The sequence below is a fragment of the Hahella sp. HN01 genome, assembly GCF_018986435.1.
Taxonomy (GTDB): Bacteria; Pseudomonadota; Gammaproteobacteria; order Pseudomonadales; family Oleiphilaceae; genus Hahella.
In genome coordinates, this window is the sequence record NZ_JAHMIN010000022.1 from 36,402 (window position 1) to 50,669 (window position 14,268).

General features: G+C 53.1%; 10 protein-coding genes. 8 read left to right on the forward strand and 2 right to left on the reverse strand.

Translation table 11 applies throughout. The annotated features are described in order from the left end of the window. Positions 1-97 precede the first annotated feature (97 nt). From KP814_RS20155 to KP814_RS20180, 6 genes are all read left to right on the forward strand, one after another. Positions 98-1,648, forward strand: a complete 1,551-nt coding sequence (locus KP814_RS20155; protein ID WP_216738456.1) for an ABC transporter substrate-binding protein — start codon at positions 98-100, stop codon at positions 1,646-1,648. A 138-nt stretch (positions 1,649-1,786) separates the two neighbouring features. Beyond that, a complete protein-coding gene (locus KP814_RS20160) occupies positions 1,787-2,764 on the forward strand; it encodes an ABC transporter permease (protein WP_216738457.1) in 978 nt (325 codons plus the stop codon). A gap of 23 nt (positions 2,765-2,787) precedes the next feature. Continuing rightward, positions 2,788-3,729, forward strand: a complete 942-nt coding sequence (locus KP814_RS20165) for an ABC transporter permease (protein WP_216738458.1) — start codon at positions 2,788-2,790, stop codon at positions 3,727-3,729. 3 nt (positions 3,730-3,732) lie between these two features. Continuing rightward, positions 3,733-4,731, forward strand: coding sequence for an ABC transporter ATP-binding protein (locus KP814_RS20170; RefSeq protein WP_216738459.1), 999 nt, complete (start codon positions 3,733-3,735; stop codon positions 4,729-4,731). A 20-nt stretch (positions 4,732-4,751) separates the two neighbouring features. Further along, complete coding sequence (locus tag KP814_RS20175; protein ID WP_216738460.1) at positions 4,752-5,759, forward strand: ABC transporter ATP-binding protein; 1,008 nt, start codon at positions 4,752-4,754, stop codon at positions 5,757-5,759. 51 nt (positions 5,760-5,810) lie between these two features. Further along, positions 5,811-6,749 (forward strand): LysR family transcriptional regulator, encoded by a 939-nt coding sequence (locus KP814_RS20180; RefSeq protein ID WP_216738461.1) that lies wholly within the window; start codon positions 5,811-5,813, stop codon positions 6,747-6,749. A 29-nt stretch (positions 6,750-6,778) separates the two neighbouring features. Here KP814_RS20180 and KP814_RS20185 read toward each other — a convergent pair whose 3' ends face one another. Together KP814_RS20185 and KP814_RS20190 are read right to left on the reverse strand one after the other, a co-directional pair. After that, positions 6,779-7,660 carry a TraB/GumN family protein gene (locus KP814_RS20185; protein WP_216738462.1) on the reverse strand — a complete coding sequence of 294 codons (882 nt, stop codon included), beginning with the start codon at positions 7,658-7,660 and terminating at the stop codon, positions 6,779-6,781. A gap of 210 nt (positions 7,661-7,870) precedes the next feature. After that, complete coding sequence (locus tag KP814_RS20190) at positions 7,871-9,670, reverse strand: immunoglobulin domain-containing protein (protein WP_216738463.1); 1,800 nt, start codon at positions 9,668-9,670, stop codon at positions 7,871-7,873. Positions 9,671-9,981: 311 nt separating this feature from the next. Between KP814_RS20190 and KP814_RS20195 the strand changes: the two genes are divergently transcribed. Further along, positions 9,982-10,767 carry an AraC family transcriptional regulator gene (locus KP814_RS20195; protein ID WP_127972733.1) on the forward strand — a complete coding sequence of 262 codons (786 nt, stop codon included), beginning with the start codon at positions 9,982-9,984 and terminating at the stop codon, positions 10,765-10,767. Positions 10,768-11,011: 244 nt separating this feature from the next. Continuing rightward, positions 11,012-14,185, forward strand: a complete 3,174-nt coding sequence (gene putA / locus KP814_RS20200) for a bifunctional proline dehydrogenase/L-glutamate gamma-semialdehyde dehydrogenase PutA (RefSeq protein WP_216738464.1) — start codon at positions 11,012-11,014, stop codon at positions 14,183-14,185. Positions 14,186-14,268: the final 83 nt, after the last annotated feature.

The window sequence follows — 14,268 nt, forward strand, 5'->3', positions numbered from 1 at the left end:
GACCTGTCGGCAGTAGACGCGGCTGGTGGCTCCAGGACGGATATTTCCGGTCGCTCATAATAAACAGTCATTCCCAACAAAGAAGGAAGACGAAACAATGAAAAAGACTCTTGGTATCATTGCCGGGGCAGTTCTGTCACTAGGCCTGGTAAACGCTAACGCCGCGACACTCAAGCTCGCGCTGGACGCAGACCCCGTTTCACTCGACCCTCATGAACAACTTTCCGGCGGCACCCTGCAGCTGTCTCATTGGTTGTTCGATCCTCTGATTCGTTGGACCAAAGATCTCACATTCGAACCGCGCTTGGCGGAAAAATGGGAGAGAGTCGACGACCTGACCATGCGCTTCCACCTGCGCAAAGACGTTAAGTTCCACTCCGGAAACACATTCACCGCCAAAGATGTGAAGTGGACTTTCGATCGTCTGAAACAGTCTCCAGACTTCAAGGGAATCTTCGAGCCATTCGCGGACGTTAAAATTGTTGACGACTACACCATCGATCTGGTGACCAAAGAGCCTTTTCCATTGGTGCTGAACAACGCGACCTATCTGTTCCCGATGGACAGCGCTTTCTACAGCGGCACGGATGACAACGGCCAGCCAAAAGACCTGCTGGTCAAGCACGGCAACTCTTTCGCCTCACGCAAAGCCTCCGGCACCGGACCTTTCACTGTGTCCTACCGCGAACAGGGCGTAAAAGTTGAATTCGCGCGCTATCCTGGCTACTGGGACACCAAGTCTCCCGGTAACGTCGACAAAATGATCCTGACGCCTATCAAAGAAGACCCGACTCGCGTCGCGGCGCTGCTTTCCGGCGACGTGGATTATATCGCGCCAGTACCGCCGACCGACCTTAAGCGCATTGAGTCCGACAAAAACTCCAAGCTGGTCACCATGAGCGGCACTCGCATCATCACTTTCCAGATGAACCAGAATCGTCGCGCTGAATTCAAGGACCCTCGCGTCCGTCTGGCGATCAACTATGCGATCAACCAGGAAGCTATCAGCGACAAAATCATGAAAGGCTTCTCCACGCCTGCCGCTCAGTTAAGCCCGAAAGGCTACCTGGGTTACAACGCGGACCTGAAGCCTCGCTTTGACCTGAAAAAGGCCAAAGAGCTGATGAAAGAAGCGGGTTACGAAAAAGGTTTCTCCATCACCATGATGGCGCCGAACAACCGCTACGTGAACGATGAGAAAATCGCGCAGGCCGCCGCCGCCATGTTGGCGAAAATCAACATCAAAGTGGACCTGAAAACCCTGCCGAAAGCGCAATACTGGCCTGAGTTCGATGCTCGCTCTGCGGACATCATGATGATCGGCTGGCACTCTGACACCGAGGACTCCAATAACTTCTATGAGTTCCTGGTGATGTGTCCAAATACCGAGACTGGCGCAGGACAGTACAACAGCGGTAACTACTGCAACCCGAAAGTGGATGAAATGGTGAAAGAGGCCAACAAGGTCACTGATACCAAGAAGCGCGCAGAAATCATGCAGAACATCGAGAAGACTCTGTACGACGAAGGCGCTTTCATCCCGCTGCACTGGCAGGACCTGGCCTGGGCCTCCAAAAAGAATGTCGGAGCCGAAGAAGTGTTGAACGTTATGGACTTCCCGTACTTCGGCGACTTGGTGATTAAGTAAGCTAACCAAGCTTGATTAGTCCGCCATTCAGGCAAAGAATCAGAGCCAGATTCTGGAGGGGATCGGACAGCAGTGATGGGACTGCTGTCCGAAGGGAAAGAATCTGGCTCTCCTTTTAACGCCTTAGGTATCTATTAGATGTTGGCATTTTTAATTCGCAGAATCGCTCAGGCTGCGGTGGTGATGTTCGTCATCAGCCTGATCAGTTTCTCCATTCAAGACAATCTTGGCGACCCACTTCGTGAACTGGTGGGACAAGCCGTATCAGAACAAGAACGTAACGCTTTGCGGGAAGAAATGGGACTCAATGACCCCTTCCTCACCCAGTACTGGCGTTTCGCAAAAAAAGCCGTTCAGGGAGATCTTGGCGACTCTTACTTTTTTAAAGAGCCCGCCTTGCAGGTTATCCTCAAGAAACTTCCCGCCACCCTGGAACTGGTATTCGGCGCTACGCTGATCATCGTCCTTCTATCGGTGCCGCTCGGCGTGTTTTCAGCCATTCGACCGCGCCACTGGCTTTCCAAACTGGTGATGGGAGTCAGTATTATCGGGATATCCATACCAGTATTCCTCACAGCCATACTATTAATGTACGTCTTCGCCATAGAACTGGGGCTGATGCCTTCATTCGGGCGCGGCGAACTGGTCCATGTGTTTGGCTATTGGGACTCTGGCTTCTTTACCTGGGATGGTATCAAACACTTGATTCTTCCCTCAATCGCCCTGTCTTCCATCATGCTGCCGTTATTTATCCGCCTCATCCGGTCGGAAATGATGGAAGTGCTGGAATCGGAATACGTCCGTTACGCCTGGGCGAAAGGCCTGAATCCGAAACGTATTTACTTTCTGCATGCGCTTAAAAACACCATGCTGCCCGTCATTACTGTCGGCGGCGTGCAAATAGGCACCATGGTCGCTTATACGATATTGACCGAAACGGTCTTCCAATGGCCTGGCATGGGCTTCCTGTTCCTGGAAGCAGTGAACCGCGTCGATACGCCCTTGATCGTGGCCTATCTGATTGTCGTCGGCGCCATCTTCGTGATTACCAACACTATCGTAGACCTGATTTACGGACTGGTTAACCCAACCGTAAAACTGGCCGGTAAGCAATAGCATCAGGAAGGAGAGTAACCCTCATGCAATCAAACGTAAAAGCTTCACCGAGCCGATGGGCGCAGTTTAAAGACTCTCACTTTTGGCACAGCTTCAAGAAAGACAAGATCGCCATCGTCAGTTTCACGATATTCGCACTGATTTTGTCCGCGAGCCTGCTGGCGCCGGTATTGGCGCCCTTTGACCCCTACGACCTCACCCAGGTCGACATCATGGATGCGGAAATCCCGCCAAACTGGCAGGAGAACGGAGACGAGCGTTTTGTGTTCGGAACCGACTCTCAAGGGCGCGATATGTGGAGTACGATTCTCTACGGCACCCGCATTTCATTGATGATTGGCGTCTGCGCAGTATTGCTGCAAGCGTTCCTGGGCATTGTCATTGGTCTGATCGCCGGCTATTTCGGCGGCAAGGTCGACAACTTCCTGATGCGTCTGGCGGACATCCAGCTATCGTTCTCCACATTAATGGTGGCGATTATTGTCCTGGCCGTGTTCCAGGCCGCATTTGGCGCAGAGCTGTATCAGGAGCTGGCGCTATTCATGCTGATTATGGTTATCGGCATCGCCGAATGGCCGCAGTACGCCCGTACTGTTCGCGCCACCGTGTTGGCTGAACGTAAGAAAGAGTACGTGGACGCCGCCAGAGTCATCGGCCTGCGTTCTAACCGCATCATGTTCCGCCATATTCTGCCGAACACGTTGTCGCCAGTATTGGTCATCTCCACGGTGCAGATCGCCAACGCTATTATCTCGGAAGCTTCCCTGTCCTTCCTTGGATTGGGCATGCCGCCTTCGAAACCGTCTCTCGGCTCCCTGATATCCAGCGGATTTGAGTTTATTTTCTCGGGCTCCTGGTGGATCACCATCATTCCCGGCATCGTGCTGATCTGTCTTGTCCTGGTGGTGAACCTGCTGGGCGACTGGATGCGCGACGTTCTCAATCCCAAGCTTTACAAGGGCTGATCCATGGCGCTATTAGAAGTTAAAAACCTGGAAGTAAAATTTGGATTGCGCAGCGGCGCCGTTACCGCCCTGCGGGATATCAGCTTCACCGTTGACCGCGGTCAACGCCTGGGCATCGTGGGCGAATCCGGCGCAGGTAAATCCGTCGCCGCATTCTCCATACTCAACTTGCTGAGCCGCCCCGGTTATATCTCCAGCGGCGAGATCAATTTCGACGGCAAAAACCTGTTGAAGATGTCTCCCGACCAACTGCGCAACGTGCGCGGAAACCGTATCAGCATGATCTTTCAGGATCCCATGATGACCCTGAACCCCGTGCTGACAGTTGGCGCTCAGATGGTTGAGTGTCTGCAGGCGCACACGCGGGTATCCAAAGAAGACGCGAGAAAAATCGCCCTGGAAAAGCTCAAGCTTGTACAGATTCCTTCTCCGGAAAAACGACTGGACCAATATCCTCATGAGCTTTCCGGCGGTATGAAGCAACGCATCATTATCGCCATCGCTCTATTGCTGAATCCAGACATCATCATCGCCGATGAACCTACAACCGCTCTGGACGTCACCATCCAGGCGGAGATCATGGATCTGCTGCTGGAACTGTGCACAAGCCAGAACCTGGGACTGATTCTGATCACTCACGATCTGGGCGTTGTATCCCAGGTCACGCAACAGATGATCGTCATGTACGCAGGAAAAATAATCGAGCAAGGCCCGACCAAGGAAATCATCAATGACGCACAGCATCCCTACACGCAAGGCCTGATCAACGCCTTACCGCAGCAGGGCGTGCCTGGAGAACGTCTATACCAGATTCCCGGAGCGATGCCTCCGCTGCAACGCATTCCCAAAGGATGCGCCTTCCATCCTCGTTGCACCTATGCGCAAGAGCGATGCGAGAAGGAACAGCCGGACTTTACTATATCCGGTGGTTGCCGCGTGGCATGCCATATGGTGGAGGACATGATCAAACAGGCTAACGTCCCCGCTTCCGAAGAGAAATAGAATTACAAGAGTCCGGTCTTATGACAGCATTGGTGAATATAAAAAACTTATACAAAAAGTTTCCGATACATGGCGACTGGTTGGATCAAATCAGTTTCGCCAACGGCCGCTTCCACATGAAGCGCGAGTACGTGCACGCCATTAACGGCGTTTCTCTGGACGTGCAAAAAGGCGAAGCGCTATGCGTAGTCGGTGAGTCCGGCTGCGGAAAGTCCACTGTCGCACGCGTCGTAATGGGACTTCTTTCTCCCAGCGGCGGGGAAATTTGCTACGAAGGCCAGCGTATAGACCACCTTTCGTCCAACGCGATGATGCCCTACCGCCGCAAGATGCAGATGATCTTTCAGAATCCATATGCATCGCTGAATCCACGCATGACCATCAAGCAAACCCTTGAGGAGCCGATTCGCTGGCACCAGCCTAAACTGGCCACCGGAGAGCTGAAGGACAAAGTGGCGGAAGTCATGAAGTCCGTGGGTGTGGACCCTTCCTGGGGCGAGCGTTTTCCTCATGAGTTCTCCGGCGGTCAGCGTCAGCGTATCAGCATCGCGCGCGCACTGATTGTCGATCCCGAGTTTATCGTCGCCGACGAACCTATTTCCGCCTTGGACGTATCAATTCAGGCGCAGGTGTTGAACCTGCTGATGGACGCCCAGGAACAACGCGGCCTCACCTATTTGTTCATCACCCACGACTTGTCCGTCGTTGAGCATTTCGGCACCCGCGTCGCGGTAATGTATTTGGGCTCTCTCTGCGAAGTCACTACGGCTCGCAAGCTGTTCGCAGCGCCCCGGCACCCCTACACCCAGGCCCTGCTCAGCGCCATTCCGCGACTGGAAGACGAGAAGCCTGACTTTATCCGCCTCAAAGGCGAAGTGCCCACCCCGGTAAACCTGCCCTCAGGCTGTGTTTTTCACGGCCGCTGCCCTCACGCCAACGATCGCTGCAAACGTGAAGTCCCCGTATTAAGGGAGGTAGACGGAACACAGGTGGCATGTCATGCTGTTGAAGAAGGCCGGCTAGATTAGCCGGCTTTTTCAACCACCCCCAACAATAAAATCATAGCGGACTGTAGATCTGTGGAAATTCGTTGGCTTGAAGACTTCATAGCTCTCGCTAAAACCCGGCACTTTTCACGCGCCGCGGATGAGCAGAATGTGACGCAGCCGACATTTAGCCGTCGGATAAAACTTCTGGAAGAAGAAATGGGCGTACAGCTGGTGGACAGGAATACCCTGCCGCTTTCGCTAACGCCAGCAGGCGAGCTGTTTCTCGACGCCGCTGACAAAATCACCCGCATCCTCAGGGACACACGGGAAGAATGCCACGCGATTCGCGAAGAACAATCAAGCCGACTGGTTTTTGCAACCACGCAAACGCTTTACCTTTCTTTTTATAAAGCGTGGCTGGAGCCGTTCAGTCGCGCGCTGGACATTGTACTGGACTTGAATCTCCACTCAACCGCCTGGACCGTTCGCGATTTTTCCCATGCGTTGATGGAACAGCAGTGCGATATCATGCTGTGCTATTGGCACCCCAGCATCGAGCTGTTGGCGGATGCATCGCCCAATGTATTTGAGTATGTAAAGATCGCTGGAGAACGGCTGCTGCCATGCAGCTCCGTGGATGAATCCGGCGCTCCCAAGTTCGTTTTACCTGGGCACAAAAGGAGACCTATTCCCTTCATCGACTATCATGACAACGCCTTCCTCAAGCCGGTTGTTCATCATACGATTACACACGCACAGAACGACCTGCACCTGGTGACCGTCAACAAGAACTTCCACTCCGTCAGCGTCAAAGCCATGATTCGGGAAGGGTTCGGCGTAGGCTGGATTCCATTCAGGCTGGCGCAGGAAAGCATTCGCTACGGCAGAATGAAACCAGCCGGGGACGAGAGATATTACACAGACTTGGAAGTGCGCTTTTATCGCAAGAGAGATAATAAGCACCCCAGCCTGGAGAAGCTGTGGAATAAGTTGAAGGAACATACGGAAGCCAACGTGAGCGTGGTCTAGCTTCCGTCATTAAGCGGAGTTCAGCTTAGTTATTGCTGCGAAACCTGATAGCCCTGTTTTTGCAGCAAATCCACAACACTGCCGGGCCCCACCAGGTGACCTGCGCCAACCACGACAAAGCAGACTTCCCTGTTTTTCACGCAGGTCTCCACTGACTTCGCCATTTTTGGATTACGGCCATCAAACATCAGTTCGTAGACAGGTTTGGCGGCTGGAGTTTCTTTCAAGGGATCGCCAATCGCCAGCCGATACATCGTATCCGCATCTCCTTTTCTCCACGCAGTCGCCATTTCTCCCCAAATCTTCTCGTACTCGTCCATTTTGGACAGCTCTTCCCGAGTAGCCTCTTCAACCTCGGGTAGCTTCATCACCAACTCCATCTGCTCCTGGAAAGATTCTATCTCGCGGATGGGCTTACTGCCTCTCGCCTGGCTCATGAAGTAGAAGTCGATGCCTCTATCCTGCGAATAGCCCAAACGCATTGCTTCCAGAGCCGCCAGGGTCAATTCGATGAAACCAATACGCTGGCGCTCAATCGCCTGCAATGGAATCTGATGCAGGCTGAGTCGATCTTTTAGCAGCTTTATAGTTTCTGGAGATAAGTGGTCATGAATCGTTTCGCCGTTGGGGTAAAACGCCGTACGTTGAATGATTTCCTGCTGTTTCTCGGGGGGAATCGCCTTATCGTCCATTTCCACAACCAATACATCGCTGCGCTTGAACGCATCCATGATCTGGCGACGCATGGGGTAAAACTCATCAGACCCGAAGTGAATGGCGCCAAGCAGATAAGTCGTCGCGCCACCGGACTCCACCCGCCAGAATAATCCTCTATCATCAGCCGCCTGAGCGCTGACAACCATCCACTGCAAAACGATAAAGCACAGAACGCGCTTCAGCATGACATGCATTTTAGCTCCTTGATGCGATAGTAATCCGAAGGCCAACACAATCGTCGCCCCGACACCACCTAGCATAACAGTAGAACTTTTGAGGTAAAGGTAAATTGTCTGGCGAAAAAAGAGGAAACTTTAGGGCAGGAGAATTAAAAAAGGCCGGGCTTTATCCATTGCAGACAGGCTTCCGGCCTTGATCCATTCCAGCGCGCTCCGCGCCAATGGCTATTTAAAGGTTTTGGACAAGGTTTTGGATGAGTCGCTTTCCAGTCCGTTCACATCCACCGCCGTCACAGCGAATGTATTGTAGCCAGCGGGCAGATCCGACAACTCAATGCTGGTTTGCGATGGGTTGCTTATCTGTATAATCTTCTCATAATTTTCATCTGGAGCGCGATGGTAAATGCGGAACCCTTTCAATTCAGCTTTAGCCAGACCGTCGCCATTTTCACGAGTAGTTGGAATATGCCAGGCGATCTTCACTTTACGCACTGGCTTAGAGGAAACTTTAAGGCTGGCGCGATTACTGGTGACGCTACTCACATCATTGCTGACCACTACATCGTAATTACCACTACTGCTTAAAGTCAGACCTTTAAGCGCCAACGAGCTTTGAGTGGCGTTAGGCAGATTGACGCCATTCTTGCGCCATTGATAGCGAATGGGGTCTGTCCCTGTCGCTGAGACATTCAAAGTCACAGACTCTGACACATATACGCTGGCCGACGTAGGCTGTATGGAAATCTTAACTGGCGTGGAATCTCCCAACGCCGCCCGCTTGGCGAAATCAGAAGATTGCTGACTGATTTGAGACAACAATGACTGTACTGATTTATTGCCAGTCATCGCCTCCAAGTCAGTAGAAATAGCAGACGCCTCATTGAACAACACGTTCATGGTCACCAGCGCCTGAGTATTGAAATCGCTGGGAGGAAGCTCGCCGGAATCAGTATAAGACTTAACTGCGTCCCCCATTACTTTAGCAATGGACATACCTTGACGCTGCGCCAAACCTGCAAAAGCAGCATTAACCACACTGGCGCGCATGTATTCAATCCCCACGTCAGCGCCCGCTGCATCGCTATTGGAAATAGCAACCAGGTCCACTGGGCGCTTATCAATGAGTCCGGCCTGAATTCCTAAGGATTTCGCCAAATCCGTTTTCGCCTTACTCCAGGATACGGAGGTTAATCCTTTACTGCTCTTGTGAGACAAAGCGACCGCCAAGTGAGTCAAAGCGGAAATATTCAAAACCGCTTTATCTGCAGTCGGAAGCGGCAAATAAGAATCGAGGACGAACCCTTCAGATAAAGACATCACATCGCCAAAGGATGTTCCCTGACCGGACGCATTCAGGCCGCAGCCAGCGGTGGCGTCGCAGGTCATACGCGTACTCTCGTTGGAAGTCGCTTCAATCAGATAGCCGCCCGCCACCGGATTTTTAATAACCAGCTCGTAGCTTCCATCGGAATTGGTCAACGTAAGCGCAGCGGGATTTTGATAATCCGCATCATTCGCCGCGCCTTTCGCTACAACTGGGAACGCAGCCACCAAGGCGTTTTTCAGCGTCCCTTTCATCACATAACCACTAACCATTAACGAACGTTCTGGCTCGGCTGGCGCATCATCGTTGGATGAATCGTCATCGCCGGGTTGTGAAGGAGTTGTGGGCTCGGAAGGCGTGGTAGGCTCCGTTGGAGTATCTGGCTGTGAAGGGTTCGTAGAGCCGCCTCCCCCATCTGGAGTTGAAGGAGTAGTAGACCCAGTATCTGAAGATCCTGAGTCGGAGCCAGAATCATTGTTTGTGGCGCCATTGGAGCCAGAATCATTGTTTGTGGCGCCATTGGAGCCAGAGCCGTTTTGCGTTGGGGAGGAAGTATCCACAGGGGCGCTGTTGGACTGTCCGCTATTTTGCGCAGACTTGTCCCCATTGGAGTCATGTTCGTTACAGGCTGCCAATCCCAAAGCGACAGCAAAGCATCCTGCCATTAGCAGCACACGGCGGTGAAAGGTATAGGAGATCATTGTGTGTCGTTCTCTATTAGTCGCACGGTAAGGATACTGATCACAGTAAAATCCACCATTGGCCGTTAGGCCTATTTACCAAAACCGCACGCAATCCATTTGGACGATTTTCATCCAAAGACAACACATTGATTGCGTTAAGGAAAACACTTGAGGCCGGAAAAGCGGGGCAGTATAAATTTCAGCAGCGTATAAAGAAAGAGGGTGGTAATATTGCGCCGCCTGACTTGCATGCCGCAATGGATGCATTTACCCTGAGTACATCTGTATATTTTTCAACCAACATCAATTTCACTTATTGTATACATTGCATGCTGCAAGCAAATGTGATCAGCCTGCCGCAAAACGTAAATCGGCACAAACATACGCATTACCAACTAGTGCTGGGTCTAACCGGCACCGCTGAGATCGATATGTGCGGTCTCGCAGCTCGTTTGGACGTCAGTCACGCCTGCATCGTGCCGACCGATACATTCCATGACTTTTATGGACGTCCTCGCAATCATGTTTTGGTCATAGACTTGGATCAGGACTACCCTGCCTTTCTCGACTCCCATCACCCCGACTACGACCTTTTAAACCCTATGTTTGAAAGGCCGCAGCTGGTGACGCTGGATCGCGGACTGCAGCAACTGACGCAGGTCTCCATTCAGGAGATCCAGTGGGCGCAGGACGATCGCGCACTGCGTCACCATTTGGCGTGCAGCATTATCCGCTGCCTCAGCCGAAGAATTTCGCCTAGCGTAAAACGGCAGAAATCTCCGGTGCTCGACATGCACCGGATCGACCAGTTCATCTATAAGCATCTGCATGAGCGCATCTGTATTTCAGATCTCGCCGGCAGTATTTGCGTGAGTGAACGTCACTTCCACGAACTCTTCAAACAGGCGACAAATCAGACGCCTCATCAATATGTCATCCGGGCGCGCCTGGATTACGCCAAGCGCTTGATGCTGGAAACCAATTTGTCTATAGCGGAAATCAGCCAGAAGTGCGGATTTTCCAGCCAGAGCGCACTGACCAACTGCATGCGTAAGCATGACGGACTCACCCCCAAACAGGTGCAAAAACGCAGTCAGCAATCCGACAGGATGTAAATGCGACAGGTCAATTTTTGATTATTGCAGTTCTGTAAAGCACAGTTTTTTGCAAAATCCATGCGGTTTTTTGTAAGACCTGAACGATAGCAAAACATTACATTCTGTCCATTCGCCCCGTATCAGGCCGTTGTCGTTCTTTTGAACAAATTAAACGACAGCGGATCAGGCCGGGCCGGCTCCTTTCAAAAGCCGGATCTTTACAGACAATAACGCCAATTATCGCGGTTCTGGAGTACTCCGTATGTTTAAAGCTTCATCCGTACTTTCGCCCGACATCCAAGCTGTTAGCCTGGACTCGCTGTGGACGGCGATAACCCAAAACTACGCCGTTGACGAAGCGGCTTATCTTGAAGAACTCATGGCTCTGGCGACGCCCGGAACTGATGAGTTAAGAGCTATCACCCAGGGCGCCACCAAGCTGATTGAAGATGTCCGCGCCCAGGACGATTCCGTACACATGGTCGACGCCCTGTTGCAGGAATACAGCCTGGATACGCAGGAAGGCGTGTTGCTGATGTGTCTGGCGGAAGCCTTGATGCGTATTCCCGACAAAGCCACCGCGGACGCACTGATTCGCGACAAAATGTCCGCGGCCCAATGGGAAAAGCACATGGGCAAGAGCGAATCGACGCTCGTCAACGCGTCCACCTGGGGTCTGCTGCTGACCGGGAAAGTCGTCAAGCTTGACCGCAATATCGACGGCACGCCCGCCAATGTCCTCAAACGCCTGATCAACAAGTGCGGCGAACCAGTCATCCGCAGCGCCATGAACCAGGCCATGAAAATCATGGGCAAGCAGTTCGTTTTAGGCCGCGACATTAGCGAAGCATTGCAAAATGGCCGCAAATACCGCGACAAAGGCTATAGCTACTCTTTCGACATGTTGGGCGAAGCCGCTCTTACCGCGGAAGACGCAGAGCGCTACTTCCAGTCGTACATAAAAGCGATTGAGACGGTCGGCGCCGACCAATACGACAATCGTCCAGGCGCATCCAGCATATCCATCAAGTTGTCCGCACTGCATCCCCGTTACGAACAAGCCCATCAAGACCGCGTACTCACAGAAATGTACGAAAAGGTCCTGTTGCTGGTGCGCGCCGCTCGTGAACGCAATGTCAGCCTGACCATCGATGCGGAAGAGATGGATCGCCTGGAGCTGTCCCTGCGTCTTTTTGAGAAGCTATACCGCTCACCTGACAGCCGCGGCTGGGGAGAGTTTGGTCTGGTTGTGCAAGCTTATTCCAAACGCGCCCTTCCAGTTCTTTGCTGGCTCACAGCGCTGGCGGCGGAGCAAGGCGACCGTATCCCCGTGCGCTTGGTGAAAGGCGCATACTGGGACAGCGAAATCAAGCTTTGTCAGCAACGCGGCTTGCCCAGCTACCCTGTTTATACTCGTAAAGAAAGCACCGACGTTTCTTATCTGGCTTGCGCCCGCTTCCTGTTCAGCGAATATGCGCGCAACCATATCTACCCGCAGTTCGCCACTCACAACGCACACACTGTCGCGTCCGTACAGGCCCTAGCGGAGAAAACCGACCGTCCTTTCGAATTCCAGCGCCTTCACGGCATGGGCGACGCACTGTACAACGCGCTACTGGCCAAGCAGAAGCGCACTGTCCGCATTTATGCGCCAGTCGGCGCTCATAAAGACTTGCTGCCCTATTTAGTTCGTCGACTGCTGGAGAATGGAGCCAACTCCTCTTTCGTACACCGTCTGGTGGATGCAGAAACGCCCATCGACAGCCTGGTGCAGCACCCGGTGCATGAGTTGACCCGGTATTCATCGCTGGCCAACCACCGCATCCCGCTGCCTGCACAGATATTCGGCAACCGTATTAACTCTATGGGAGTGAACCTGTTCGTGGAAAATCAATATTCGCCGTTAGAAAAACAATTGAGAGCCTGGGATCAGCACCAGTGGAAAGCCTGTCCCGTTATTAACGGAGAACACCGCACTCTGGCTGCGCCCGATCAGGTGCTGAGCCCTTACGATCAGACCCAATCCGCCGGCACGGTTTACTGGAGCCAGTCCAACGACGTCGACGACGCACTCTCAGCCGCTTACGCCGGTTTCGAGAAGTGGAATAACACTCCCGTTGAAAAGCGCGCACAAAGTCTGGAGAAGCTGGCTGACCTGATGGAAGCCGGCATGCCTGAACTAATGGCGCTGTGCTGCCGCGAAGCAGGCAAGACGCTGCAAGACAGCATCGACGAAGTTCGCGAAGCCGTTGATTTCTGCCGCTACTACGCAGAGCAGGCGCGCAAACACTTCAGCAAGCCTAATGTGCTGCCTGGACCCACTGGCGAATCCAACGAACTATACCTGGAAGGCAAAGGCGTATTCGTCTGTATAAGCCCCTGGAACTTCCCGTTGGCGATTTTCATTGGTCAGGTCACCGCAGCACTGGCGGCGGGCAACGCCGTCATCGCCAAGCCAGCGGAGCAAACCAACCTGATCGCGGCGCGCGCCATTGAGATGATGCTTGAAGCCGGCGTTGCTAAAGAAGCGATCCAGTTCCTGCCAGGCGACGGCGCTCAATTAGGCCCGCAACTGCTGAGCGACAATCGCGTATGTGGCGTTGCATTCACTGGATCAACTCAAACAGCGCACATCATCAACCGTACTTTGGCCGCCCGCGACGGCGCCATCGCTACTTTGATCGCAGAAACTGGCGGCCAGAACGCCATGATCGTGGATAGCACCGCATTACCTGAACAGGTAGTCAAAGATGTAGTACAATCCGCCTTCGCCAGTGCAGGGCAGCGTTGTTCCGCACTACGCGTACTGTTCGTGCAGAAAGACATCGCAGACGGAATTCTGGAACTGCTGTCCGGCGCGCTGAAGGAACTCAAAGTGGATCACCCGAAACACTTGAGCACCGACGTGGGCCCTGTCATCGATGCAGAAGCGCAGGCAGGCCTGTTAAAGCACATCGAAGAGATGAAAGCCAACTCCCGCTGGAAGGCTGAAGCGATTCTGCCTGGCGATCACAACAAAGGCTTCTTTGTTACCCCAAGCGCGTTTGAAATCGGCTCTATCAGTGAGCTAAGCAAAGAGCACTTCGGACCGATTCTGCATATTGTTCGCTTTGCTGCGGAAGACCTGGACAAGGTCATCGACAGCATCAACAACACTGGTTTCGGACTGACGCTGGGCATTCACAGCCGGAATGAAACCACCGCCGCTCATATCGAGAAGCGAGTGAAGGTAGGCAACACCTACATCAACCGCAACCAGATAGGCGCGGTGGTTGGCGTTCAACCTTTCGGCGGTCACGGTCTTTCCGGCACCGGCCCAAAAGCGGGCGGCCCTCACTATTTGCTGCGTTTCGCCAATGAGCGGACGCGCACCATTAACACGACAGCCGTCGGCGGTAACGCAACTCTGCTGTCGCTGGGCGTAGAGCACATTTAATCCCGCTCAGCGCCGCACTCATAGCGGGCGTCCTGCGTACGCCCGCGTTCATAGAACAATTAAAAAACAAGCAGGAGTAACCT

What these genes read in the sequence shown, in the direction of transcription:
- KP814_RS20155 (WP_216738456.1), top strand. Translation starts at nt 98, where the DNA reads ATGAAAAAGACTCTTGGTATCATTGCCGGGGCAGTTCTGTCACTAGGC.
- KP814_RS20160 (WP_216738457.1), top strand. Translation starts at nt 1,787, where the DNA reads ATGTTGGCATTTTTAATTCGCAGAATCGCTCAGGCTGCGGTGGTGATG.
- KP814_RS20165 (WP_216738458.1), top strand. Translation starts at nt 2,788, where the DNA reads ATGCAATCAAACGTAAAAGCTTCACCGAGCCGATGGGCGCAGTTTAAA.
- KP814_RS20170 (WP_216738459.1), top strand. Translation starts at nt 3,733, where the DNA reads ATGGCGCTATTAGAAGTTAAAAACCTGGAAGTAAAATTTGGATTGCGC.
- KP814_RS20175 (WP_216738460.1), top strand. Translation starts at nt 4,752, where the DNA reads ATGACAGCATTGGTGAATATAAAAAACTTATACAAAAAGTTTCCGATA.
- KP814_RS20185 (WP_216738462.1), bottom strand. Translation starts at nt 7,660, where the DNA reads ATGCATGTCATGCTGAAGCGCGTTCTGTGCTTTATCGTTTTGCAGTGG.
- KP814_RS20190 (WP_216738463.1), bottom strand. Translation starts at nt 9,670, where the DNA reads ATGATCTCCTATACCTTTCACCGCCGTGTGCTGCTAATGGCAGGATGC.
- KP814_RS20195 (WP_127972733.1), top strand. Translation starts at nt 9,982, where the DNA reads ATGCTGCAAGCAAATGTGATCAGCCTGCCGCAAAACGTAAATCGGCAC.
- putA (WP_216738464.1), top strand. Translation starts at nt 11,012, where the DNA reads ATGTTTAAAGCTTCATCCGTACTTTCGCCCGACATCCAAGCTGTTAGC.